Raw genomic sequence first — 24,592 nt, 5'->3', positions numbered from 1 at the left:
ATTCGATTTTTATTGCATTTTATAAGATATTCTATATCTAATCAAATAAAACGCTGTCAAAAATTGAACATAAAGTTAATTTTAATAAATTAAACTACAAAGCGAATAACTGTTAAATTTTAACATATTAACAACACTATATCAATACCTTATCATTTTATTAATCATTCTTCTTAAAACTAAACGACGGGGATTTGTAGTCAGGTTTTAAATAATTTTCAGGAATAGTTGTAGTATTTCCGTCACGTAGCGCATTATAGTGTGGTGACATAATTTCGATTCCGGCCGCATTAAACGAGTCCTGAATATTTTGATGCAGTGATGAATAAATTCTCGGCTGTTTCGTAGGTTCTTTCGTATAAACATTTATTTGATAAGACACATAAAAATCATCCAGACTTGTTTGTAAGACAAAAGGCTCTGGTGTTTTCTCTGTCATGTCCGTCTTTAAAGCTGCATCAATTAGTGCTTTATGAATATCCTTCCATGGCACATCATAACCAATAGTAACGGTAGTATGAATTAATAATCCATTTGTTGCCTGTTTCGTATTGGCAGAAAAGTTGGTTGAAGTACTGGATAAAACTGTCGCATTTGGAATAGTAATATCTTCAAATTTAGGCGTTCTGATACGTGTAACTAATGCTGTTTTTTCTATTACTTCGCCACTTACATCTCCAATCTTAATAAAATCGCCAATTTTAAACGGACGCATATACGTAATTACCAAACCCGCTACCATATTAGCAATCGCATTGGAGGAACCTAATGAAAATAAAACCCCAACAAATACGGAAACACCTTTAAAAATAGGAGAATCAGAACCTGGTAAATAGGGAAAAATAATTACCAGCATAAAAGCGTACATTAACAATCTGATAATATTAAATGTTGGCATGGCCCAATCATTATAAAATCCATCAATTTTTATGTTTTCTTTCTTTATCTCATCAAAGAAGAATTTGATAATTTTTATACTATATCTAAAAATGACAATAATAACAATAATCGTGATCAGACTAGGCAAAAAGTCTACAAAGCCTATTATGGCCAATTTCGCAGGAGTCAATATCCAACGTAATAAAGTAGTTGTATAAGCCTCTGTTGCCGGAAATATGCTAAACAAAACTGGTAATGACAGGTAAACAATAAAAATAAGTGTAATGATTTTAATAACCCCAAATAATCGCATCAACAAAAACTGCTGTTTGTGAGGAGACAAAATATTGATATTGTTATAATTGAAACCTTTAAAATATTTATCGCTCTTTTTTAAAATTCGGTATTTTATCCAATTAAAAATTTTACTAACAAAGTATAAAACCAAACCAATTATTAAAATCAATAAAGCCGTGTACCCAAGGCGCTTCGGAAGTTGGGAATAATTTGCATTTTGATAAACAACAGCATTTTTTATTAAAGATAAATTACGTTTTGCAATAAATGCAGGGGTTTCATTTTCAACCTTGGCATCAATATCCAAAACGGACATTATAACAAAATCTCCTTTATAAGTGATGTCCTGAGAAATATCTGAAGGAACAACAACAATCGAATCACTTTCAAAAAAAGAATCATGATAAAGTTTCCTGATTTTTTCAGTAATAGCGTTTGCTCTGTTTTCTGCAGAAAAAGAACCTACCTTATTATAAACGTAAAAAAGAGTGTCTTTAAAAGGAACTATTGGATATCCTTTTAATTTCAAATCAGGAATAGTGGTTTGTCCCGTTTTTAAAGTGTCTTTTTGAGCGGAGACTACCGAAGAAAATAAAACAACCAACAATAGTAAAAAACAAAGTAATTTCTTTTTCATAGAATGCTAGAAATAAATTGATTATCCTTTCTAACAAATATAAAAACAAAATAGCTTCGAAATTTAATTACGTCCTACTTTCTCAATAAAATCGTGTTAAATTCTAATTTTTGCCTTTTTCAATAAATTGTTTAGCACCTCATTAATATCGGGAGAGATATTAAATTTATAATTTAGATAAACATATACAATGGTAACCAAAATAGATTTTAATGCAATTCCAACTAAAGGATAAACTGGAAATTCCCAAAAGTAAAAAATCAAAAACAGTAGCGTGGTTATTGCAAGAGAATATAAGTTTTGTTTTGTAAAAGGATATAAATCAAGCTTTTTTACCACAAAAAGTAATTTAGCCAAACTATAACAAGTTATAGATAATAACGTAGCAAATGCAGAACCCATAATACCAAAAATTGGTATAAAAATTACATTTAAAACAAAAGTCAAAACAACCAGTCCTAATCCTAAAAATAATACGGTGCGGTAATATTTTGTATTAAAAATAATAGCATTATTATTCCCTAAAATCAGATCAAAATATTTTGATAAACCAATCATAAAAACTACAGGAATACCACCTCTATAATCCTCAGGGACAATCTCATACAATTGATTAATATTCACGAATATACACAACATTACAAAACCACCTACAATTTGAAGATTTATAGACGTTTTTTTATACAAGCTATTAAGTTCATCATGTTTATTTTCATGCATTAATTTAGCAGTGATTGGATACACAATTTGATGCATTGCACGACTTGGAACTGAAATGACCAAAGCAATATAAGTCGCAACCGAATAATAGGCAATATTTTCGATTTCCATATATTGATTCAATATTAATTTATCACCATCTAAAAGCAAATTAGCCACACTTCCCGATAAAATAATGTAAAAAGTATATTCCATAACACTTTTTACATTAGCAGGTATTGCTATTTGAAAATTAGGTTTTTTAATATAGAAAGCATAAAACATTGTAATCAAAAATGCTACAAAATAAATCGCTGCAGTAAAGTAAACGAACTGAATTAAAGTCATCCAATTAAAATACAAACCGATTAATGCAACAGTAGATACTAAGCGTAAACCAACCTCCTTTATAAAATTTCCAAAAACAGAATGCATGTGAACTCTTGCCCAAGCGTAAAAAATTTCAAAGTAAGCCATGCATAATCCAACGAACGGAATTAAAAGCATAAACTCTCTAACTACGGGGTTTTCCTTAGAAACAAAAGCAGTAATATCATCAAAGAAAAAAATACCGATTACACCTAACGGAATACACATTAAGATTGGAAATAATGCAGTAAAAGACAAAAACTGCTCTCGCTCTTCTTCGGTTTTATATTGTGAATAAAACTTGACAAGGGTATTTTGCATTCCAATGGCAAACAATGGCATGATCACATTTGCGGCAGACAATATGTAATTAGTAAGGGCATAATAGGTTGCACCTAAATAAATTGGGTATAAATAAAGTGTATTGATAGCTCCAATTCCGAAGCCTATATAAGTAATAATTGTATTTTTGAAAGACTGATTTAAAACAATACCCATGTTTTTTGATTGCTGAATTTAGATTTTAGATTTTAGATTATTGTAATCTTATGATTCATTAATCAATTGTGCTAATTGTTTGGTAAGGTTTTTTCTTGAATACTGCTGTAAACCAACACCATTAGCTTGTAAATTCCCTTCCAAAAATTGATTATAAAAGTCCAAAATTACACTTTTTAACTTCGCTTTTTCAGAATAATCAAAAAATACTCCTGTATTGGTTTCTTTTATAATATCTGCAAAATCAGAACCTTGTGGACCAATAGCGATTATTGGACGGTGAGACACCATATATTCAAACAATTTACCCGGAATAATACTTTTAGTATCTTCCGAATTAATTTCGATTAGAAGTAAAACCTGAGATTTCTTTTGATGTGCAATGGCTTCATGATGCGAAACATAACCCAGAAGATTTAGATAAGAATTTAAATCGAACTCCTGAATAGAATCAAGAACCTCCTGACTTACTGCTCCAATCAATTTGATTTCTAAATGCGATTTAAAATCCGGTATTTCCTGAAGCAATTCTACCAGACACTCCCATAAAAACTTAGGATTTCTGTCTGACAAAAACGAGCCGATATGAGCTAAAGTAAATTTAGCATCTAAAGTTTGTTTTTCAACATTCTCAATATCGTAACCGTTCGTAATTACCGAAATTGGCTTACTGGTAATAGCCTGGAATTCGGTTTTAGTCGTTTTACTGGTTACAATAACCGTATCAGCACTATTTAATACTTTATGCTCTAACTTTTTATGTTTTTTAGCAGCGTAAGTAGACAAACGTAATGCTTTGTGATAGCCAATTGTGGTCCAGGGATCACGGAAATCTGCAAACCATTTTACGTTTAATTTTTCTTGTAATTCCAGACCAATCAAATGCAAACTATGCGGCGGTCCAGATGTAACAATTGTATCGATATTGTTTTCTTTAATATATTTCTCAAGGTAAGTTACAGAAGGCTTCACCCAAAATACACGGGCGTCCGGAATAAAAAGATTACCACGAACCCAAAGAAAAGTTTTATCTAAAAAAGTTTGCTTTTTTTGATGTGGAAAAATTCCGGAACTGATTTTCTTGGTTTTCTTTTTTGAAAAAATGGAAGCCAGTTGATAAGGCTCCCAAATTTTATTTTTAAGAACAATTACTTTATCTGATATTTCACTTACCAAACCTTCATCAATAATTGGATAGGTCGGATTTTCAGGAACATAAACAATTGGCTGAACATTAAATTCAGGTAGATACTTTACAAATTTTAGCCATCGCTGTACGCCAGGACCTCCAGCAGGGGGAAAATAATAAGTAATAATTAAGAGTTTTTTTTGTTCCATTAGATTGAATTGGTTTCACAGAGAAACAAAGCTCTCGCAAAGTTTTTCAAAGATTATTTAAAATTACTTTTGAGTATCTCCGTGATTTCTTTGTGAATCTTTACGAAAGAATTTTTCAAAATAAATTCCACCAATCAAAAGCAATAACATTACTATAGAACTTATTAAAGTAATTGTACCTCCGGTTTTTACAACTTGTGGTTCAAATTTAAACTCAATAGTATGTTTTCCACCTGGAACTTCCATAGCTCTTAAAACGTAATCTACAGGAAAATGATCAGTCAATTTACCATCAACGTAAGCATTCCATCCATTTTTATAGTACATTTCAGAGAAAACAGCTAAACCATCTTTTCCATTATCTGATTGATATTTAATGTAGTTTGGTTTATATTCTACTACTTTAATTGTTCCAGTGGTATCCCATTGTTTTTTGGCTCGTGCATTTTCAAATTTACTTTCATAATCATGAACATTAAAAACAGCCACCTTCTTTGTGTCAATGTTATTCAAAGCTTTCATAACATCGTCCGGTTTGTTAACCAGCTTTACTGCACTTACAAACCATGCATTTCCGTTTGCTTCAGGATTTGCAACAGGAACTTCATTTCCTTCTTTATCTGTTTGAATTACATACTTAACATTTAACATATTAAGCACTTCAATATTTCCTTTTTGAATTTGATAATCCATTAACTGCTGCATTCTTCTCGGGCGTACAGCACTATAACCACCAATGGTTTTATGAAAGTAAGAAGATCTTCCCTGTAACTGTCCCTGTACATCAAAAACACGATAAATCGATTTATCTTCTAAAATTTTAGCGTCAACAGGCGTTTCCTGAAACGGAGCCGCAATTTGCACCGGACTCACAAAATCTTTAGCAGAAACGTATCTTTTATCAACAAAAAACAAGTCGAAAATCATTAAAATTCCAACAATAATTAAGGTTGTATTTTGCGAAAATTTATTTTTGATAAATAGCCATAAAATTCCAAATGTAATCACAATAAAAAATCCAGAACGCAATAAATCTGCAGAATATAAACTCATCCTGTCTTCTTTTAAAGCATCTACAAATGCAGGCCCATAACTTTGCAAGTAAGCATTGTCACTCATTCCAGTAAAGTGGAACATCCCCTTAGCAATAACTAAAATCAATAAAACCCCAAGTCCAAAAACTCCTGTTTGAATTAAAGCTTTTTGCTGTAATTTTGGTTCGTCTTTAGCTTTGAAAAACGATTGTAATCCCATCACTGCAAGTACAGGAATACATAATTCTAATATAACCTGAATCGAAGATACTGCTCTAAATTTATCGTACATCGGAACGTATTCGATAAAAAAGTTAGTCAGCAATGAGAAATTTTTCCCCCAGGAAAGCATCAACGTAAATAAAGCTCCACCAAGAAATACATATTTTATTTTTCTTTCATCAATAAACATCGCCAGAACCGCCAAAAAGAAAACCACCACACCAATATATGCTGGTGCTGATACAATAGGCTGATCTCCCCAATATGTTGGCATTCCCGAAACAAAATCCTGTGCCTGATCTGAAGGAACTCCCTGCTCGATCATAAACGAATACATTCGACTGTCTGTCCCTACATTTTCGTGGCTTGAACCACCGAAGATTCTTGGTGCAATTAAATTTAAACTTTCTGCAATTCCATAACTATATTCCGTAATATAGTCCGTTGTCATTGAAGCAGTTGTTTCATTTTTAGATCCGTCAGGATTAAAAGTCAATTCACTTTTATCACGAATACTGTACTTTGCATATTCACTCGTTGCTAATAAATTTCCGGCATTGGCACCAATTGCAAAAATTCCAGCCACAGTTAAAGCTCCAATAGCTTTTAAAAGTCCTTTATAATCTTTTTCCTTAATAAACTGAAAAGCAAAATATCCCGAAAGAATCAGCAAGAAAATCAAAAGATAATACGTCATTTGAAAGTGGTTTGCATTGACTTCTAACGCAACTGCAAACATGGTAAGTAAACCTCCCCAAATATATTTTTTCTGAAAGACCAATATGAAACCGGCAATAACCAGCGGCATATAAGCAATTGCATGCGCTTTTGCATTATGACCAACTCCAAGAATAATAATTAAATACGTAGAAAAACCGAACGCAATTGCGCCGATAAATGCTTTAAGCGGATCTGTTTTTAAAACTAATAACAAACCATAAAAACCTAAAAAGTATAAAAACAGGTAATCAGAAGGACGAGGTAAAAAACGTAAAACATCATCTAGCTTACCCACAAAATCATTAGGATAATTGGCTCCTAACTGGTAAGTTGGCATTCCACCAAATGCAGAGTTTGTCCAATAAGGTTCTGCATGTTCAGCGGCTCTAAAGTCATTTTGCTCTTTTGCCATTCCGGTATATTGCGCAATATCCGATTGGAAAATTTGTTTTCCTTGTAAGACTGGATAAAAATAAATTAACGAAACGAGAATAAAACCCAATATAACAAGGGCGTGCGGATAGAACTTATTTACTATTTTCAATTTAGGTTGGTTTGGGTTAAATGATGAATCCTATTTACTAGGACACAAACTTAATCTATTTCTTCGTAATCAACATAATCGCCAACCTTTTTGGTTTCGCGAGGATTTTTTGCATTAGCAGTGTTGATGATTATCTCATCATTATTAGTACGTGTTTTTTGCCATGAATTATCCTGGGTATATTGTTGCTGTTTCTGAAAATTTTCACCTGCTTTTTCAACCGCTTTTTTTACCAATACTGGCAAAAAGATTCTGGCTAAAAATTTGAAAATATAATAAAACGCAATGATCCACATTATCGTTTTAAACAAATTTGTAAAAGATGCTTCTTGCATAATCGTATAATTTTTGCCAAAATTAATAAATCCGTTGTTTAAAATTAAAATATCAATCTTAAATAAATAATAAAATATAGTACATTTGAAATGCGTTATAGTTTTTTAATCAAAAAATACATTTATGTTAAAAATTAAAAACTTATTTATTACAACTCTTTTATTATCATCCCAACTTTTCTTTGCACAATACACAGATGTTATCAATTCAAATCGTCCTGGCGAAACAATGTCTGCTTATGCAGTTGGAAAATCAATTATTCAGGGCGAAATTGGTGTTTACGGAATTAAAGAAAAACACGATTTACTAGATTATGATGCAAGCGGTTTTGGAACCGATTTAACAGTGCGTTATGGTGCTTTTTTAGAACAATTAGAATTTGTTCTTGATTTACAATATCAAATGGAAAACTTTGACACTCCATACACTAGCTATAAAAAGAACAATTTCAGACAGACTGTTTTAGGGGCCAAATACTTAGTGTACGATCCTTATAAAAATTACGAACCAACAGCTAACATCTATAGCTACAAAGCAAATCACTCTTTCAATTGGCATCAATTGATACCAGCAGTATCAGTATTTGCCGGAGCAAATTTTGTTGGTGCAGATAACCCTTATTCTTTTTCTCCTGAATCTAGCATTTCACCAAAAGTAATGTTGATTACTCAAAATCTTTTTGGAGGCGGAAAATGGGTTTTTGTAACTAACTTTATTGCCGATTATATCACAACTGATTATCCAAGTTACGGATATGTATTAACTTTGACGCACGGATTTAACGACAAATGGTCTGGTTTTATTGAAAATCAAGGTTATAAAAGCGATTTTTACAGCGATGCCATTCTTCGTGGTGGTGCTGCCTATTTGCTTAATTCAAACATGCAGATTGACGCTTCTATAAGTACTAATTTTAAAGATACACCTTCTATATTATATGGTGGTGTTGGATTTTCATGGCGTTATGATGGCTGGTATAAAGAAAAACAAGAAATGACATTCAAGAAAGACAAAAAGTCTAAAAAGAAAGAAACAGAAGAAAACATAGACTATCAGGAGCAAGAAAGAAAGCGTAAAGCTAAATATGAATAAATTACTAACTGAACTTCTCTAAAAAGAGAAAACAATTAAGACTTTTAATGATTACAATTAAAGAAGCCAAAACCAAAAAGGAATTAACAGAATATATTAAATTTCCATTTTCATTATATAAAGACAGTCCATATTGGGTTCCGCCAATTATTGCTGATGAATTAGAGTCTTTTGACAAAACAAAAAATCCTGCTTTTGATCATGCGGAAGCCTATTTTTTTATGGCATACAAAAACAATGAAGTTGTTGGTCGTATTACCGCAATTATAAATTGGTCTGAAGTTAATAATCAACATAAAAGAAAAGTTCGTTTCGGGTGGTTTGACGTTATTGATGATATCGAAGTAACGAAGGCTTTGCTTGAAAAAGTATATGAATTAGGTAGAAAACATAATCTGGAGCATGCTGAAGGTCCAATGGGATTTTCTAATCTGGATAAAGTTGGCGTTCTTACCGAAGGTTATGATCAGGTTGGAACCATGATTACCTGGTACAATCATGCGTATTATGTAACACATTTAGAGCAATTAGGGTTTCAGGTTGAGAAACAATATATCGAAAGTATATTTCCTTTTTCAAATGTAAAACCTGAGTTCTTCTTAAAAGCACAGGCTTTGATAAAAAAACGCTATGAGTTAAGAGCGTTAAATTTCACTAAGACTAAAGACATTATGCCTCACGTAGACAAAATGTTTGATTTGTTTAATGAAACTTATGCCAATCTTGCTTCTTTTGTTGCCATTTCTGATGTTCAGAAAGCATATTTTAAAAAGAAATACATCAGCTTTATCAATCCTGAATATATTAAGTTTGTAGTTGATAAAGACGATAATTTAGTTGCCTTTAGCATTGTTATGCCAAGTTTTACAGAGGCATTGCAAAAAATAAAAGGTAAATTATTCCCATTTGGTTTTTTACAGTTATTAAAAGCAAAAAAACACAGTAAAGATGTTGTTTTTTACCTGATCGGCGTTCATCCTGATTATCAAAACAAAGGTGTTACAGCTATTATTTTTGATGAATATTACAAAACCTTTTCAGAAAAAGGAATTCAAAACTGTATTAGAACTCCCGAATTATTAGAGAATAATGCAATTCACTTACTTTGGAAAAACTTTGACCCAAAAATTCATTGTCAGAGAAAAACATATAGAAAAGATCTTTAAGAAGATTGAAATCAATTCGTTTTCAATAAAAAAATCCATTTCGAACATATCGAAATGGATTTTTCTTTTTTACAATTTTTTTATTTTTTTATTGTGGGCAATCTGATTTTGTCAACGTATTTTTTGCATCAAATTTTAATTTCTTTTTATCCTTAAAAGTAACCTTATTATTAGCATCAACTACATCTCCATATCCTTCAATAAGAGTTCCGTCTTTTTGCAAAAAAACAACCTCTCTAACCGAAGAAACTCCTTCAGACATGAAAGTATAATCAGCAATAAGCGTGTCACCTTTCATATTCCCAATTATAGTTCCTTCATTTTTATCTTTTCCTGTTATATTATAACTTAATTTTCCGTTTACTTCCTGATGTGAGTTCACATTAAAACTTAAGGCTACAATATTACCATTAAGTCTTGAAGTATAACATTGATCTCCTGCAGGCTCTGCAATTTCTGCTTCTTTTGGAGGATTTGGCTCTATTTGGGGAGGCGGAAGTGTTGTTTCTTTTTTACAAGAAATAAAAACACTTAAAATAACGATTACTAATGCTGATACTTTTTTCATAACTCTTATTATTTACTTATTTTGAATTATAAAGTTACCCCAAATAAAAAAAATCCATTCGTATAACGAATGGATTTTTTTACATAATTTCCACTTAAGGAAGTCTATTTTTTTAATACTACTAAGCGTCTAAATCAACGGTAGTTTTACTAGCAATTTCTTTATAAGTTCCGTTAACTAATTTCTCACGAATTGCTTCAAAAGCAACCAAAGTTTCATCAATATCAGCTATAGTATGAGAAGTTGTTGGAATCATTCTTAACAAAATAATTCCTTTTGGAATTACCGGATAAATTACGATAGACAAGAAAATACCGTAGTTTTCTCTTAAGTCATTTACCATCACCATTGCTTCCGGAACACTTCCTTCCAAATAAACAGGCGTTACACAAGTATTAGTATCTCCAATATTGAAGTTTCTTTCACGTAAACCATTTTGTAATGCATTTACATTTTCCCAAAGTTTGTCTTTCAATTCTGGGTGATTACGCAATAATTCTAAACGTTTCAATGAACCAATAGTCTGGATCATTGGCAATGCTTTTGCAAACATTTGAGAACGTAAATTATATTTTAAATAATCAATAATATCCTGATCTGCAGCTACAAAAGCTCCAATATTTGCCATAGATTTTGCGAAAGTAGAGAAGTAAACATCAATACCATCCTGAACTCCCTGCTCCTCACCTGCTCCTGCTCCTGTTTTACCAAGAGTACCAAAACCGTGTGCATCATCTACTAATAATCTGAAATTATATTTTTCTTTTAAAGCAACAATTTCTTTTAATTTACCTTGCTGCCCTCTCATACCAAAAACACCTTCGGTAATAAAAAGAATTCCTCCACCTGTTTCAGTAGCCATTTTAGTAGCACGTTGCAGGTTTTTCTCCATACTTTCTAAATCATTGTGTTTATAAGTAAAACGTTTACCCATGTGTAAACGAACACCATCAATAATACAAGCGTGAGAATCTACATCGTAAACAATAATATCATTCTTAGTAACTAACGCATCAATTATCGAAACCATCCCTTGGTAACCAAAGTTCAATAAATATGCTGCGGGTTTCATTACAAACTCAGCTAATTCATTTTCTAGTTGTTCGTGGTATTTAGTATGCCCTGACATCATACGTGCACCCATTGGGTAAGCTGCTCCAAATTGTGTTGCAGCATCAATATCAGCCTGACGAACTTCCGGATGGTTAGCAAGACCTAAATAGTCATTTATACTCCAATTTAAAATTTCTTTCCCACCAAACTGCATTCTCGGACCTAATTCTCCTTCTAATTTAGGAAATACAAAATAACCTTCTGCTTGTGATGCCCATTTTCCTAAAGGACCTTTATTGTTCTGGATTCTTTCGAATAAATCTTTTACCATAATATATTTGAAGTAATAATTTTATTTATCAGCGAGCAAAAATAATGATTATTATTCTAAAATAGAGTTGGGCTATTATTTTTATTAAAAATTTATCTGAATATCAATATTTAATGGGGAAAGCGCATAATAATACCAAAAATTTAATAAGTTTAAACTTAAAATTTAAAGATTAAATTTTAAAATACATAGCTCTTTTGTAAGTAATAATTGGCGTTTTTTGACCTAAATCGGATGCGTTTTTTACGATATAATCTCTTATTTATAACCAAAATAATTTATAAAATACAAAAGACTTATTTAATACCAAATTCCTATAAAATCAATTTTAGTTTTTACCTTTGGAAGTATTGTAAATATTTAATATCCAGATATGCCTTTAAGCAACTCCAAAGATTTAAAATTAGCGGTTCTTATAGATGCCGATAACGTACCCTACAGCAATGTAAAAGGTATGATGGAAGAAATAGCAAAATTTGGAACACCCACTACCAAACGTATTTATGCAGATTGGACCAAGCCTAACTCAAATGGATGGAAAGGTGTTTTGCTTGAACATGCCATTACTCCTATTCAACAATATAGTTACACGGTTGGAAAAAACTCTTCTGACTCTGCCCTAATTATTGACGCAATGGATTTGCTTTATTCCGGAAAACTAGACGGATTTTGCATAGTCTCCAGCGACAGCGATTTTACGCGGTTAGCGATTCGATTGCGTGAATCTGGTATGAAAGTAATCGGAATTGGAGAAAAGAAAACACCTAACTCTTTTATCGTTGCCTGTGACAGATTTATATATATTGAAGTTTTGGATGGTGCTATTCAAAAGAAAAAACCAAAAACGACGGTTACTGCTGACGCTAAAAAACCAGTAGAAAAACCCTCAGAAAAAGCATTGCACAAAATTGACAAACAAACCATTGAATTAATTGAAGACACAATTGAAGACATTGAAGATGATGATGGATGGGCATTTTTAGGCGATGTCGGAAATTTAATTGTTAAGAAGAAGCCTGAATTTGATCCGAGGAATTATGGCTTTTCTAAGCTTACGCCTATGTTAAAATCACTAACTGATATTCTTGAAATCGACGAGAGAGAATCAGACAAAAAAGGCATTAAGCACGTGTATGTTCGCCTAAGATTCAATTAATTATTACTCTTCTAAATATTTTAAAAACATGAGAAAAAAATTCTTTATCTACGGATTCTTATTGTTTCTAATTGTTGCCGCAATTTATTATTATACAGAACGTGGTTTTCTGCTTGTCATTATTCTGCCAATCTTACTTATTGTCGGCGTCTATAATGCAATTCAGAAAAAACATGCTATTCTACGAAACTTTCCCGTGTTAGGTTATTTTAGGTATTTATTCGAAATGATTGCTCCTGAAATTCAGCAGTATTTTATTGAAAGATCTACTGACGGAAAACCTTTTTCCAGAAATCAACGCTCTTTAGTTTATCAAAGAGCTAAAAATATTGATTCGAATTCACCTTTCGGAACACAACTAAATTTAAATCAGGATAATTACGAAGGAATAAAGCATTCCATTTTTCCTGCCAAAGTAAACGAAGAATTACCACGCGTTCTGGTTGGCGGAAGAGATTGTAAACAACCTTATTTAGCTTCTTTATTTAATGTTTCTGCAATGAGTTTTGGTTCGCTAAGTGAAAATGCAGTTCGTGCAATAAATATTGGTGCCAAAAAAGGAAATTTCTACCAAAATACCGGAGAGGGTGGTTTAACCGAATATCATTTGGCCGGCGGTGGCGATATTACCTGGCAAATTGGTACAGGATATTTTGGTTGTCGTGATGCCGATGGAAATTTCAGTGCTGAAAAATTCTCAGAAAAAGCGAATCTTCCAAACGTGAAAATGATTGAAATTAAACTTTCACAAGGTGCAAAACCAGGTCATGGAGGTGTACTTCCTGCAGCTAAGAACACCGTTCAAATTGCTAAAATAAGAGGCGTTGAACCTCATAAAATGATCCTTTCTCCTCCTGGCCACCATGCTTTTTCAGACAGTAAAGGACTTATTCGTTTTATAGCCCAGCTACGTGAATTATCAAACGGAAAACCTATCGGATTTAAATTATGTATTGGAAATACGGCCGAATTTGAAGCCATTTGTCACGAAATGATTGCTGAAGATATCTATCCCGATTTTATAACTATTGATGGTGCCGAAGGCGGAACCGGAGCCGCTCCACTTGAATTTGCAGATGGGGTTGGAATGCCTTTTGAACCTGCCCTGATATTTGTAAACAAAACATTAGTAGGATTAAATATCCGAGATAAAATACGAATTATAGGAAGTGGAAAGATTATTTCTGGTTATTCTATTCTGCATGCTATAGCTTTAGGTGCCGACATGTGTAACAGTGCCCGTGGATTTATGTTTTCATTAGGCTGCATTCAGGCCTTACGTTGTCATAACAATGAATGTCCAACCGGAGTCGCAACTCAAAATAAAATGCTGATGAAAGGTTTGGTTGTCACCGATAAATCAGAGCGTGTTTATCATTTTCATAAAAACACTTTACATGCGGCCAATGAACTATTGGCAGCAGCAGGAAAGAAAAGTTTTGCTGACGTTGATATTAATATCTTCATGCGTGGTGATGAATTTGCGAATTTATCAGACTCATATTTTCCTGATCAATTAACGAATGTTACCAAACATTAAGAATAAAAAAGCCTCTTTGTAAATTTTAAAGAGGCTTTCTTATATTTTGGTGATTTATGTTTTTTGGCATTTATTTCAATTAAAGTTTTGCAGTTTCTTTACCAGCTGCAGAACCATTTTCTATAACCGCTAATTCTTCCTTATCAACTAATTGCTGCGCAAGAATTATATTATTGTAAGATATAAAGTACACATCAAATTTTACTCCTTCTTCGATTAACTCTGGCGAAATTTGGTCATTCTTAACCATTTCTTTCAACAATTCAGGAAAAGTATCTTTATAGGCTAATTTATTCGCATCAGTACCTTCCAGATTTGTCTCAATTCTGATTTCAATTTTGTTATCATTTAAAAATGCTTTTGCACTTGTACTAACAACATTTCCACCTTTTATAGAAGAGGAAGTATTATAATTACTAACATGCTCCTGTATCTTCTGCTTGGTGTTTTTACAGCTTGCCAGCAGTAATAAAAAGGAAATAGCAAATGCGATTTGGGTAATTTTTTTCATAATTTTTTGGTTTTATAGTTATTTTTTAACTCAAACATAACAAACTTTTAACACAAAAGCAACATGAAACAAAAAAAACAATAAAACGTAATTATTTAACTACAAATCGATTAGCGAAAAGAAATCATTCCTTTTATGAAAACAAAAAAGCGGTCATTCTCCACAAAAAAACCTCTTTAAAAATGCATCAAAGAGGCTTAAAATATTCAGCATGTTATACTCAGGATTACTACTTCAGTAATGAAGACATTTCTTCTGTATTAATTATTCTTTTCTCCAAAACGGTATTATCATTTGCCAAAAAGTAAACATCAAACTGCACCCCTTCTTCTACAAGTTCCTTAAAATTTTCATCCTTGTTTATCATCTCCTTCAGGAGCTTCGGGAATTCTGTTGCAGCCTTTGTTTTATTAGATTCATTTTGTTCTAGGTCCGTTTCAAATCGCAATTCAATTTTATCATCATTGATATAACCCCTGGCAGTTGTTAATGTAACATTTTCGCTTTTAAAATTGACAGCTGTTTTATTGTACGAAACCACATATTCCTGAAGTTTCTGTTTGGTGTTTTTACAGCTTACCACCATTAATGCAATTGCAATTAAAAATAAAATTTGGCTTATCTTCTTCATCATAATCTTTTAATTTATTTTAGTTTTTGAAGTCTTAAAAGAGCTTCCAAATAATAATAATCCGCATAATTTATAGAACAGTCAACTTCACTTCCGGCCGGTTTATGACCTGTTGAATGAAGCAGGAATGCTGAATTTATATCATGACTTTGATAATCATCTGAAAGTGACACAATCATCTTTTTAGATTTTGACAAATATTCATTTTTCAGAGTTGCATCTTTTGTATAAGAGCTCAACTCAATTAGTGCCGAAGATACAATAGCTGCCGCCGAAGCATCTCTTGGCTCATTCGGAATTCCCGGAGCATTAAAATCCCAATACGGAACTAAATCTTCTGTCGTTAATCTATCCAAATAAACTCGTGCTATTTTATGCGCAAAATCTAAAAATTTAGGATCTTTAGTTTCTCTGTAAACCATTGTAAATCCATAAATACCCCACGCCTGACCACGAGCCCACATACTGTCATCGCTATAACCTTGTGCCGTTCTTCCTTTTATTTTTTTACCTGTTTCATAATCATAAATAATAACATGATAAGAGGAATAGTCAGGTCTAAAATGATTGGCCATTGTGGTTTCAGCATGTTTTACAGCAATATCATATAACTTTTTATTTCCACCGTTTTTAGAAGCCCAGAAAAGCAATTCTAAATTCATCATATTATCGATAATCGTATTATGACCGCCCATTTTATTATGTGGCCAGGATTGAATCGTTCCTACCTTTGGATTAAACAGTGTGGCCAGCGTATCAGCCGTTTTTAGGATAATATCTTTATACTCTTTGTTTTTTGTTAGGCGATAGCCATTTCCAAAACTATTGAAAACCTGAAAACCCAAATCATGATCACCGGCTTTGCTTACTGACAATGGTGTTAAAAATCGACTGAATTTATCGGCTTCTTTTTCCCATTTTTTATTGCCAGTTGCCTGATACAAATACCATAATTCTCCAGGCCAAAATCCGCTTGTCCAATCTTTGTAATCCACAAATTTCCATTCTTTGCTTCCATTTGGAACCGTTCTTGGGGAAGTTCCGTCATTCGGAATTACTTTTAAAGTTTTTGAGGCTTGTTCTGCGCAATATTCAAGTTGTTTTTTAACGTCAAATGAATCGTTTTTTTGAGAATAGGCAGAACCCGTTAAAAAAAACAAGGATAAAATGAATGGTGTAAATCTTGTAATCATGTGGTTATTTTTGTAAAGTTTTTTTTTAGAATTGATAAATTTATAAAATAAAGTATATCTATTCGAATCTTTGTATTTTTGTTTACCTCAAAATGTACTAATGTCGCCCAACAAAATTTAATTTTGAAAAAATACAGATTTCAATATTTCATTATTTGCCTTGGAATTATTTACCTCGGAATCCTTTCCAGAAAAATAAGTTTTATTCCTCTATTTACAGGTGACTTACTGTATGCCGTTATGATTTACGTTTTGACCAGAATAGCATTCATTAACAACAAAGGAATTCATGTAGCAGTTATTTCTTTATCGCTTTGTTACGGAATTGAATTTCTACAACTTTATCAGGGCGAATGGATGATAGAACTCAGAAAAACGCTTTTTGGAAGATATGTTCTCGGACAAGGTTTTCTTTGGACTGATATGCTTGCGTATACTTTTGGAACTACAATTGCTTTTTTACTCGAAAACCTGACTTTAAAACGTTTATCTAATCAAGGGTCTGTGTAATTTTCTCAATATTCAGACTATTCGCCATAGCCGTAAATATTCCATAATAAACTGATTTATTATCGTATAATTCATCGTGTGTCCCTTGCTCTATGCATTTTCCTTTTTCTAAAACTATTATATGAGAGGCATCAATAATTTGAGAAATACTATGCGATATAATAATTACGGTTCTGTCTTTTTTAATAGCGTCAAGTGATTTTTTGATTTGTTCTGTTGCAATTGCATCGAGACTGGCTGTTGGTTCATCCAGAAAAATAATTGGCGGATTTTTTAAAAACAATCTTGCAATAGCAATTCGTTGTTGTTGTCCGCCCGAAAGTAGATGCGCATCAGAATCATATCCTTTTGGCAATTGCATCACTTGTTCATGAATATAAGCCTGTTTGGCTGCATCTATTATTTCAGATTGTGTCGCATCAGGATTTCCGTATAGAATATTCTCAGCGATAGTTCCTTTGAAAATATGATTCTTTTGCAATACCAATCCAATGTTTTTCCGAAGAAAATCAGTATCATAATCATTTAGATCAACTCCATCCAAATAAATTTTTCCTGATGAAGGCAGATAAAATTTATCTAATAAATTGATAATCGTACTTTTCCCCGCGCCGCTTAACCCAACCAAAGCACTGGTTTCATTTGGCTTAATTGTAAAATTAATATCCGATAATGCTTTTGTTCCGTTTGGATAACTAAAATCGACATTTTTAACTTCTATTAGTCCCACAATTTTCTCTGGAATATATTTTCCGCTTGTTTCTTTCTCTTTGTCCGATTCTAAGATATCGAAAAATCCTTCGGAATAAATCAAAGCATCATTTACTTCATCATAAATACGATGCAATTGTCTGATGGGCGATGAAACATTGTTAAACAACATAATATGAAACATGATTGCGCCAATTGTCATTGTATTATTTAAAACAAAATAAGCCGTCAAAATGATGATAATTACTACTCCAATTTGCTCAATAAAACCTTTAATACTTTCAAAAATAAAACTGGTTTTTCTAGTCGCCAATTGATTTTCAGTCATTTCAAATTGAATCTTCTGATGACGATTTGCTTCCATTGGCTCTCGTACAAACGATTTAATTACCGTTATTGATTCTATTAAACTTATGATTCCGTTATTCTTCGTTTCACGATAATTACGCATTCTTCTTCTAAATCCGCTTAATTTACTAGCCTGCAATTGACTGACATAAAAATAAATCGGTATTATGCATAAACTTACTAGACCAACATAAAAATTGGCGTAAAACATCAAAATCAAGGCAACAAAAGCGTTGGCAAATAAAGGCAGAATATCAATAAAAAAGTTCTGAACTAATCTTGTCAAACTACTGATTCCTAAATCAATTCTGGTTTGAAGCTTACCGCTTTCATTTTCATTCGAAGTATAAAACTCCATTCTGTAACTTAGAATTTTTTCGACTATAGTTTGAGAAATATCCCGGGTTATGAAGATTCGCAATTTTTCTCCATAGAATTTCTGTCCAAATTGAACTACTGAATAAATCAATTCTTTGGATAATAACACAATACTAATAATACCTAATAAATGAAATCCTTTTGATAATGGTTCGTGTGCCACCATCAAGTTACTGATTGTATCGACAGTATATTTTAAGATTAAAGCATTTACCTGTGCCGCAAAGGAGCCTAAAAATGTAAGCAGTAAGGTTGCGATAACCATTTTTCGATAAGGCCTGACAAAAGGCGTTATCTTTTTATATAAGGCGGATATCTCCATTTATTTTCTTTTTAGGCTACTTATCAAATATAAGAATTCTAAATTTGTATTACAATTACTAATACAACTAAACTCGTTATTATGAAACTCGTTTTTGCGTCAAACAATCTAAATAAAATCAAAGAAATTCAAAGCATCTTAAACGGATCTATTCAATTATTGAGTCTTGAAGAAATTGGCTGCTTTGAAGAAATTCCGGAAACTGCTGATACTATAGAGGGAAATGCTATTTTAAAAGCCAATTATGTAACTGAAAAATACGGTTATGATTGTTTTGCCGATGATACAGGTTTGGAAGTTGCAGCTTTAAATGGAGAACCTGGTGTTTATTCTGCGAGATATGCGGGCGAGCAAAAAAATGCAGACGATAATATGAATAAGCTTTTAGAAGCACTAAAAGACCAATCAGATCGCACTGCACAGTTCAAGACCGTTATTGCTTTAAACTTAAATGGAGAACAACATTTATTTACCGGACTTGCAAAGGGAGAAATTATTTTTAAGAAAGCAGGAAATTACGGTTTTGGATATGACCCTATTTTTCAGCCGGAGAATTATTCAGAAACTTTTGCCGAATTATCTTCAGAAATCAAAAATAAAATCAGTCATCGTGCCAAAGCAACTCAGCAACTAATTGATTTCCTGAACTCCACAAAATAATTGTTTAAAATACAACATTTTAAAGGGTATATTTTATATTACTAGACGTAAAAATATTCATTTTCTGATCAAATTGATTTTGCGATAAACATAACTTTTTGATAATCAAATCATAACAAATACATAATTCTTAAAAATGCATTAGTTTATATGGAATATTAACAGTAATTTTGCACCCTATTTTAAATACACATATGAATAAATTTGAACAATTAGGATTGAATGAATCGTTACTGAAGGCGATTTTAGATCTAGGATTTGAGAATCCGTCAGAAGTACAGGAGAAAGCGATTCCCCTATTATTGGAAAAAGACACAGATATGGTTGCGTTGGCTCAGACAGGGACAGGGAAAACGGCAGCTTTCGGTTTTCCGCTAATTCAAAAAATTGATGCTGACAACAGGAATACACAAGCATTAGTTTTATCGCCAACACGAGAACTTTGTTTACAGATTACCAACGAACTTAAAAACTACTCAAAATACGAGAAAGGTATTAATGTGGTAGCAGTTTACGGCGGGGCTAGTATTACAGAGCAAGCTAGGGACATTAAAAGAGGAGCACAAATTATTGTAGCTACTCCGGGAAGAATGCAAGACATGATTAACAGAGGTTTGGTTAACATTAAAAATATAGATTACTGTATTTTGGATGAGGCAGATGAGATGTTGAACATGGGATTCTATGAAGACATCGTATCTATTTTATCAGATACTCCAGATCAAAAAAGTACATGGTTGTTCTCTGCAACTATGCCACAAGAGGTTGCCAGAATTGCAAAACAATTCATGAGCGAACCGGTTGAAATTACTGTTGGAGCTAAAAACTCAGGTTCTGCAACAGTTTCTCACGAGTTTTACTTAGTAAATGCACGTGACCGTTACGAAGCTTTAAAACGTTTAGCCGATGCAAATCCAGATATTTTCTCTGTGGTTTTCTGTCGTACTAAAAGAGATACACAAGCTGTAGCTGAAAAATTAATTGAAGATGGATACAGCGCTGCTGCATTGCACGGAGATTTATCTCAGGCGCAACGTGATGGTGTAATGAAATCTTTCCGTGGAAGACAAATTCAGATGCTTGTTGCTACTGACGTTGCTGCACGTGGTATTGACGTTGATAATATTACTCACGTAGTAAATTACCAACTTCCTGACGAAATTGAAACTTACAATCACCGTTCTGGACGTACTGGTAGAGCTGGAAAATTAGGAACTTCTATTGTAATTGTTACAAAAAGTGAGTTGCGTAAAATTTCTTCTATCGAAAGAATCATCAAACAAAAATTCGAAGAAAAATCTATTCCATCTGGAATCGAAATCTGCGAAATTCAGTTATTACACTTAGCAAACAAAATTAAAGATACTGAAGTTGATCACGAAATTGACAACTATTTACCGGCAATCAACAATGTTCTTGAAGGTTTATCTAAAGAAGAACTGATCAAAAAAATGGTATCAGTAGAATTTAACCGTTTTATTGCTTACTATAAAAAGAACAGAGATATTTCTACTCAATCTGGAGAAAGACGTGAAAGAAGTGATTCTGAACCAAGAGAATTCAATAATAATGGAGCAGTTCGTTATTTTGTAAACATTGGTTCTAGAGACAATTTTGACTGGATGACTCTTAAGGATTACCTGAAAGAAACATTAGACTTAGGTCGCGATGATGTTTTCAAAGTAGATGTAAAAGAAGGTTTCTCTTTCTTTAACACTGATCCTGAGCACACTGATAAAGTAATGGAAGTATTAAACAACGTACAATTAGAAGGGCGTCGTATTAATGTTGAAATTTCTAAAAATGATGGTGGCGGAAGACGTGACCATAACGGACGTTCTGGTGGTGGAAGAAGCGCTGGAGGACCAAGACGTGAAGGTTCTGGAAGCGGAAGTTTCGGACCAAGACGTGAAGGTTCTGGTGGAGGTTTCAGAAGCGATAGAAACTCAGCTCCAAGAGAAGGTGGTTTCAGAAGCGACAGAAATTCATCTGCTCCAAAAAGAGAAGGTGGTTTTAGAAGTTCAGCCCCAAGAAATGAAGGAAGTTCAGACAGAGCTCCAAGACGTTCTGAAAGCTTTGGTGATTCACCAAGACCAAGAAGACCAAGAAGAGACTAATCATTTAGATTATCTTTAAATATAAAATCCCAAATTCCAGACATACTTGGAATTTGGGATTTTTTTATATCTCTATCTGTGAGTTTTCTAATTCAAAGACAATTTAATTAATCATCCTTTTACCTTTTTATGTAAATACCAAAAGCAACTCTACCTGCTTTGTTAATTTTCTTATAATTATATTCGAAGACTGCGAAATATTTAATCCCTATTTACTACTTTTAGTGCTTTAAATCAGGATATGAAATATTTCGCAGTTTTCTTTTTTATACTAGTATCGACCATAAGTTTCGCTCAGGAAACGGAACCTACAACTCCTCAAAGAGTTTCTGGTTACATCTACAACGATAATAGTAAACAGCCAATTCCTAATGTAAATATCATTAACACAAACAAAGTACGTGGTGCACAGTCTGATGGTAAAGGATATTTTGAAATTGATGTGCAGCCAAATGACACACTCCATTTCTCTCTTTTAGGATTTCAATCTCTGCGAATCAGAGTAACAAATGACTGGATAAAAAATAAAGTAACAAGAATTCAGCTTACTGAAAAAGCAATTGCTCTTGAAGAAGTTGTTATTGCTCCTTTTAATTTGACAGGATACCTTGAAATCGATTCCAAATTGATCCCTACCAAAGAAAATTACCGTTACAGTATTTCTGGTCTTACGCAAGGATATGAAGCTGGTGAATATGCTCCAAATGCCTTTGGAAAAGTATTGGGATCCATCTTCAATCCGGCTGATATGCTCTACAATTTCTTTGGAAAAAACGGTAAAGAGCTCAAGAAACTAAAAGATATGAAAAAAGACGATACTATTCGAAACCTTTTAGAATCGAAATACGATCGCGAAACACTTGCTGTTCTTTTAGGAATAAGCAAAGACGAAATTCCAGATATTTTGCAACGTTGCAACTATTCTGATTCCTTTATTCAATCTGCAAACGATTTGCAAATTCTGGATGCTATTAGCGGTTGTTACGAACAATACAAAGTTTTAAAACGAAATTAGATTTTGTTTTAAAATCAAAATATTCGAATCCTTAATTTTAATTAAGGATTTTTTTATGCCTGACAAAGAAATTTTCATCTTCTTTTTCTAGTCATTGCAGATAGTTTCTCTAACAAATCCAGCTTTTAATCTCTTTTTTTGATTAAATTAGACATACCAACTTCTATTTACATTTTAATTTTACTTTATAATTCCTTTTCAAATCATGACAGATATTACTCAAAAAATTTTAAATTTTATTGATCTTCATAAAGGCGAAGAGAACAAAAAATCTGTAATAGAAAACATTACAGGCTCTGTATCTTTCAGAGGTTCCAATATTTGGATTTTAGCTTGTGCTATCATTATTGCATCAGTTGGATTAAATGTGAATTCAACAGCAGTAATTATTGGCGCCATGTTAATCTCACCTTTAATGGGACCAATTGTTGGAGCCGGATTTGGTTTAGGAATGTATGATTTTGAGCTTTTAAAAAAATCTATTAAAAACCTGATTATTGCCACTTTGGTAAGTTTAGCTACTTCTACCCTATATTTTTATATTAGTCCGTTTAAAGAAGCCCAATCCGAATTATTAGCCAGAACTTCTCCTAATATCTATGATATTTTAATTGCTTTTTTTGGAGGATTAGTGGGTGTGATAGCCGTAACACGGGTAGAAAAAGGAAATCCGATTCCAGGAGTAGCGATTGCAACCGCTTTAATGCCTCCTCTTTGCACAGCTGGTTATGGATTGGCATTAGGGAATTACCTGTACTTTTTGGGAGCCTTGTATCTATACACTATTAATTGTGTTTTTATTTGCATCGCTACCTTTTTGATTGTTAAATACTTAAAATACCCAATTGCAAAACAGCTTGATCAAAAACATCAGAAACGAGTACAATACGGAATCTCGATTTTAATTTTATTCTTAATTACACCTAGTGTTTATTTTGCTTACCAGTTATATAATCAAAAAAGCTATAATTCTAAAGTAGAAGTTTTTCTTGAGGATGAATTCCAAAATAAAGATTATCCTATTATTTATAAGAAAATAAGATACAATGCAGATCCTAAAAAAATTGAGGTAGCTTTTTTAACCAAAAAATTTAATGATAATGAAATTGCAAATCTTAACAAGAAGCTAATTAATTACGACTTACCCAATACAAAACTTATTATTAGACAAGATACCGTTAATTTGAGAAAAGACATTATGAATCAGATTAACAACAATCAAAGTGTTGTCGATCAAAAGGATATTTTAATCAATAACCTTAGAAATCAATTATCGCAATATAATTTCAGCGCGAACCAGATTAACAATGAAGCTAAAATTTTATTCCCAGAAATAACTTCTCTTAAGATTGGAAATTATACTATTGAGAACGAAACAACTAAATCGAAAGTTATTCCGGTAATTCTTTTTCAAAGCAAAAAAAGTCTAGATGAACCAACACAAATAAAAATGAAAATGTGGTTAAAACAAAGGCTTGCCAAAGACTCAATTGAAGTATATCGACAAAACTAGCATCATAAACCAAAAATAGAAGGTATATTTACTTGAAAATAAATAAAATAACTTAATCATAAAAAATATGTCAAAGAGTCAAGATGCTAAAAAAACAGCAAAAAAAGAACCGTTAAAAACGGCAAAAGAAAAAAAAGAAGAGAAACGAGAGAAGAAAAATTCTCCGAAGAGAGATTAAAAAAGTAAACAGTGTCCAGTTTTTTA

20 protein-coding genes are annotated in these 24,592 nt (G+C 32.4%); 9 read left to right on the top strand and 11 right to left on the bottom strand.

Features of this window, described 5'->3' with window-relative positions:
* Nucleotides 1–160: 160 nt before the first annotated feature.
* From AC3ITQ_RS12695 to AC3ITQ_RS12675, 5 genes are all read right to left on the bottom strand, one after another.
* Complete coding sequence (locus AC3ITQ_RS12695) at nt 161–1,813, bottom strand: mechanosensitive ion channel family protein (protein ID WP_489234593.1); 1,653 nt, start codon at nt 1,811–1,813, stop codon at nt 161–163.
* A 96-nt stretch (nt 1,814–1,909) separates the two neighbouring features.
* Nucleotides 1,910–3,379, bottom strand: a complete 1,470-nt coding sequence (locus AC3ITQ_RS12690) for an oligosaccharide flippase family protein (protein ID WP_489234592.1) — start codon at nt 3,377–3,379, stop codon at nt 1,910–1,912.
* Nucleotides 3,380–3,427: 48 nt separating this feature from the next.
* On the bottom strand, nt 3,428–4,717 hold the full coding sequence (locus AC3ITQ_RS12685; protein WP_489234591.1) for a glycosyltransferase family 4 protein: 1,290 nt from the start codon (nt 4,715–4,717) through the stop codon (nt 3,428–3,430).
* Between the two features lie 63 nt (nt 4,718–4,780).
* Nucleotides 4,781–7,237, bottom strand: coding sequence for a YfhO family protein (locus AC3ITQ_RS12680; RefSeq protein WP_489234590.1), 2,457 nt, complete (start codon nt 7,235–7,237; stop codon nt 4,781–4,783).
* Nucleotides 7,238–7,287: 50 nt separating this feature from the next.
* Nucleotides 7,288–7,572 (bottom strand): DUF4834 family protein, encoded by a 285-nt coding sequence (locus AC3ITQ_RS12675; RefSeq protein WP_489234589.1) that lies wholly within the window; start codon nt 7,570–7,572, stop codon nt 7,288–7,290.
* Nucleotides 7,573–7,696: 124 nt separating this feature from the next.
* On the opposite strand from AC3ITQ_RS12675, the gene AC3ITQ_RS12670 reads away from it, so the two are divergent.
* Nucleotides 7,697–8,665, top strand: a complete 969-nt coding sequence (locus AC3ITQ_RS12670; RefSeq protein ID WP_489234588.1) for a transporter — start codon at nt 7,697–7,699, stop codon at nt 8,663–8,665.
* Nucleotides 8,666–8,712: 47 nt separating this feature from the next.
* Complete coding sequence (locus AC3ITQ_RS12665) at nt 8,713–9,831, top strand: GTP cyclohydrolase (RefSeq protein WP_489234587.1); 1,119 nt, start codon at nt 8,713–8,715, stop codon at nt 9,829–9,831.
* 88 nt (nt 9,832–9,919) lie between these two features.
* Here the strand turns inward: AC3ITQ_RS12665 and AC3ITQ_RS12660 are convergent, their stop codons facing one another.
* Both AC3ITQ_RS12660 and capB read right to left on the bottom strand, forming a co-directional pair.
* Complete coding sequence (locus tag AC3ITQ_RS12660) at nt 9,920–10,399, bottom strand: hypothetical protein (protein WP_489234586.1); 480 nt, start codon at nt 10,397–10,399, stop codon at nt 9,920–9,922.
* 121 nt (nt 10,400–10,520) lie between these two features.
* Entirely contained in the window at nt 10,521–11,783 is a 1,263-nt protein-coding gene (gene capB / locus AC3ITQ_RS12655; RefSeq protein WP_489234585.1) for a cysteate-C-fatty acyltransferase, read from the bottom strand.
* A 373-nt stretch (nt 11,784–12,156) separates the two neighbouring features.
* Between capB and AC3ITQ_RS12650 the strand changes: the two genes are divergently transcribed.
* Nucleotides 12,157–12,939 carry an NYN domain-containing protein gene (locus tag AC3ITQ_RS12650; protein WP_194655451.1) on the top strand — a complete coding sequence of 261 codons (783 nt, stop codon included), beginning with the start codon at nt 12,157–12,159 and terminating at the stop codon, nt 12,937–12,939.
* Between the two features lie 28 nt (nt 12,940–12,967).
* Entirely contained in the window at nt 12,968–14,479 is a 1,512-nt protein-coding gene (locus tag AC3ITQ_RS12645) for an FMN-binding glutamate synthase family protein (RefSeq protein ID WP_489234584.1), read from the top strand.
* A 79-nt stretch (nt 14,480–14,558) separates the two neighbouring features.
* Here AC3ITQ_RS12645 and AC3ITQ_RS12640 read toward each other — a convergent pair whose 3' ends face one another.
* From AC3ITQ_RS12640 to AC3ITQ_RS12630, 3 genes are all read right to left on the bottom strand, one after another.
* Nucleotides 14,559–14,990 carry a hypothetical protein gene (locus AC3ITQ_RS12640; RefSeq protein WP_375032045.1) on the bottom strand — a complete coding sequence of 144 codons (432 nt, stop codon included), beginning with the start codon at nt 14,988–14,990 and terminating at the stop codon, nt 14,559–14,561.
* A gap of 229 nt (nt 14,991–15,219) precedes the next feature.
* On the bottom strand, nt 15,220–15,624 hold the full coding sequence (locus AC3ITQ_RS12635) for a hypothetical protein (RefSeq protein ID WP_489234583.1): 405 nt from the start codon (nt 15,622–15,624) through the stop codon (nt 15,220–15,222).
* Between the two features lie 11 nt (nt 15,625–15,635).
* On the bottom strand, nt 15,636–16,814 hold the full coding sequence (locus AC3ITQ_RS12630) for a glycoside hydrolase family 88 protein (RefSeq protein WP_489234582.1): 1,179 nt from the start codon (nt 16,812–16,814) through the stop codon (nt 15,636–15,638).
* A gap of 123 nt (nt 16,815–16,937) precedes the next feature.
* Here AC3ITQ_RS12630 and AC3ITQ_RS12625 point away from each other — a divergent pair, with 123 nt between their 5' ends.
* Nucleotides 16,938–17,324, top strand: a complete 387-nt coding sequence (locus tag AC3ITQ_RS12625; protein ID WP_489234581.1) for a ribosomal maturation YjgA family protein — start codon at nt 16,938–16,940, stop codon at nt 17,322–17,324.
* Here the strand turns inward: AC3ITQ_RS12625 and AC3ITQ_RS12620 are convergent.
* Nucleotides 17,305–19,083, bottom strand: coding sequence for an ABC transporter ATP-binding protein (locus tag AC3ITQ_RS12620; RefSeq protein WP_489234580.1), 1,779 nt, complete (start codon nt 19,081–19,083; stop codon nt 17,305–17,307). The two genes, AC3ITQ_RS12625 and AC3ITQ_RS12620, sit on opposite strands and share 20 nt — an antisense overlap.
* Before the next feature lie 81 nt (nt 19,084–19,164).
* On the opposite strand from AC3ITQ_RS12620, the gene AC3ITQ_RS12615 reads away from it, so the two are divergent.
* From AC3ITQ_RS12615 to AC3ITQ_RS12600, 4 genes are all read left to right on the top strand, one after another.
* The gene (locus AC3ITQ_RS12615) at nt 19,165–19,743 is read left to right on the top strand and encodes a non-canonical purine NTP diphosphatase (protein WP_489234579.1); all 579 of its coding nucleotides are present in this window, start codon (nt 19,165–19,167) and stop codon (nt 19,741–19,743) included.
* Between the two features lie 194 nt (nt 19,744–19,937).
* Nucleotides 19,938–21,860, top strand: coding sequence for a DEAD/DEAH box helicase (locus AC3ITQ_RS12610; RefSeq protein WP_489234578.1), 1,923 nt, complete (start codon nt 19,938–19,940; stop codon nt 21,858–21,860).
* Nucleotides 21,861–22,101: 241 nt separating this feature from the next.
* Entirely contained in the window at nt 22,102–22,875 is a 774-nt protein-coding gene (locus AC3ITQ_RS12605; RefSeq protein ID WP_489234577.1) for a carboxypeptidase-like regulatory domain-containing protein, read from the top strand.
* A 205-nt stretch (nt 22,876–23,080) separates the two neighbouring features.
* Nucleotides 23,081–24,388 (top strand): DUF389 domain-containing protein, encoded by a 1,308-nt coding sequence (locus tag AC3ITQ_RS12600; protein ID WP_489234576.1) that lies wholly within the window; start codon nt 23,081–23,083, stop codon nt 24,386–24,388.
* Nucleotides 24,389–24,592 lie beyond the last annotated feature (204 nt).

This window comes from Flavobacterium sp. KH_001, from assembly GCF_057840745.1.
Note: the sequence above shows the minus strand (reverse complement) of the source record. Positions and strands in the feature narration are given on the sequence as shown.